Source organism: Streptomyces kebangsaanensis (genome assembly GCF_001906585.1).
Classification (GTDB): domain Bacteria; phylum Actinomycetota; class Actinomycetes; order Streptomycetales; family Streptomycetaceae; genus Streptomyces; species Streptomyces kebangsaanensis.
Genome location: NZ_JUJA01000037.1, coordinates 54834 through 56109, shown reverse-complemented (window position 1 = coordinate 56109; position 1276 = coordinate 54834). Strand labels below are relative to the sequence as shown.

The 1276-nt window shown below is 67.6% G+C and carries 2 protein-coding genes; both read right to left on the bottom strand.

Annotation, left to right across the window (positions count from 1 at the left end):
• Window positions 1-36: 36 nt before the first annotated feature.
• A complete protein-coding gene (locus RH94_RS04940; protein ID WP_324614232.1) occupies window positions 37-330 on the bottom strand; it encodes a VOC family protein in 294 nt (97 codons plus the stop codon).
• Window positions 331-937: 607 nt separating this feature from the next.
• Window positions 938-1276: SCO4225 family membrane protein (locus RH94_RS04935; RefSeq protein ID WP_324614231.1), on the bottom strand; the 339-nt coding region annotated here is incomplete at its 5' end.

Genomic DNA, 1276 nt, shown 5'->3' with positions numbered 1-1276 from the left:
ACGACTCGGTACGCGACAGGTAGACAACCGGGCTGGTCAGGCGCTGACGAAACAGAACTCGTTGCCTTCCGGATCGAGCATGGCCTGGAAGGACTCCTGATCGTCGGTGACTGTCTCGCCGACCCGAGCTCCGCCCATACCTACCGCTTCGGTGGTGGCGGCCTCGATGTCGTCGACCGCGATATCGAGGTGAAACCGGTTCTTCACGGTCTTGCCTTCGGGTACCGGTTGGAAGGCGAGCCGTGCGAACCCAGGCAGCTCGACATGCGACCAGCCGCGGGCACGGTCGACCGGCTCACTGCCAAGTAGCTGGGCCCAGAACCGGACCAGGGCCTTCGGCTCACGGCAGCCACGACAATCTGACGCAAGTGTGCACGCATGGCCGGGAGCCTACGACGGCCCCTGCCGGACTCAAGAGCCGGCCCGTTACATGACGTTTGTGAGTGTGCCGTCTGAACCCGGTTTCGGTGCCGCTCGTCCTGAAGCAACAGTGGAGCTCACGCACAGCGGCTCGCTCACGACCAAGGAGATGCTGACGGAACATACAGTCACCACACCGATATCGCGCCATCGCCTGTATCTCTCCCAGGGTCACCCTGGCCGCTCCGGCCGTGGTGCTGGTCGTCGCCACCCTCCTGCAGATCGGTACGTAGCGCACCGGGCGCGGGGCCGCCGTCCTCGCCCTGGCCGCACAGCACGACCTTGCCGACCTCTGGAACGGGCGCGCACGGCTGACGAGGGCGGCCGCAATCCACGGGCAGGCCGACACTCACCCCTGGGGCATCCGGTCACCGCCTTCCCCGCACCTTCTGCCCGGAGGCCTCCTGGCAGGACGACCTGGAGCTCGCCCATCGGCGTATTCGCCCGGTGCCCGTCGGCAGGCTCCCGTCCGATCCATGAACGAGGCCCGTGGCGCACCGGTTCATCCGCACACGCGTCAGGTTGCCGTGTCCGGGTTGCTCCCACGGCGCAGGGTGCGGGCGCACCAGCCGATGATCATGGCGTTGATCAGTGCTCCGAGAACGATGGAGAGCAGGAACGTCGTGCTGCCTTCGGGCAGGACGAGCAGCAGTACGAGACTGGCCGGGAGGGTGGCGAACAGCGGGATGACAACCGCCATGGACTCGTCGGAGGCGGCCAGGAGTGCCCATCCGAGCAGGAGCGCACAGGCCGTCAGGTAGAGGCGGGCGACGATGTTGCCGAGGGCGCGGCGCACCCCGCGAAGGAGGGGGAGACGGGGACCGGTCATGGCGGTGGACTCCTGGAGGGTGGCGGC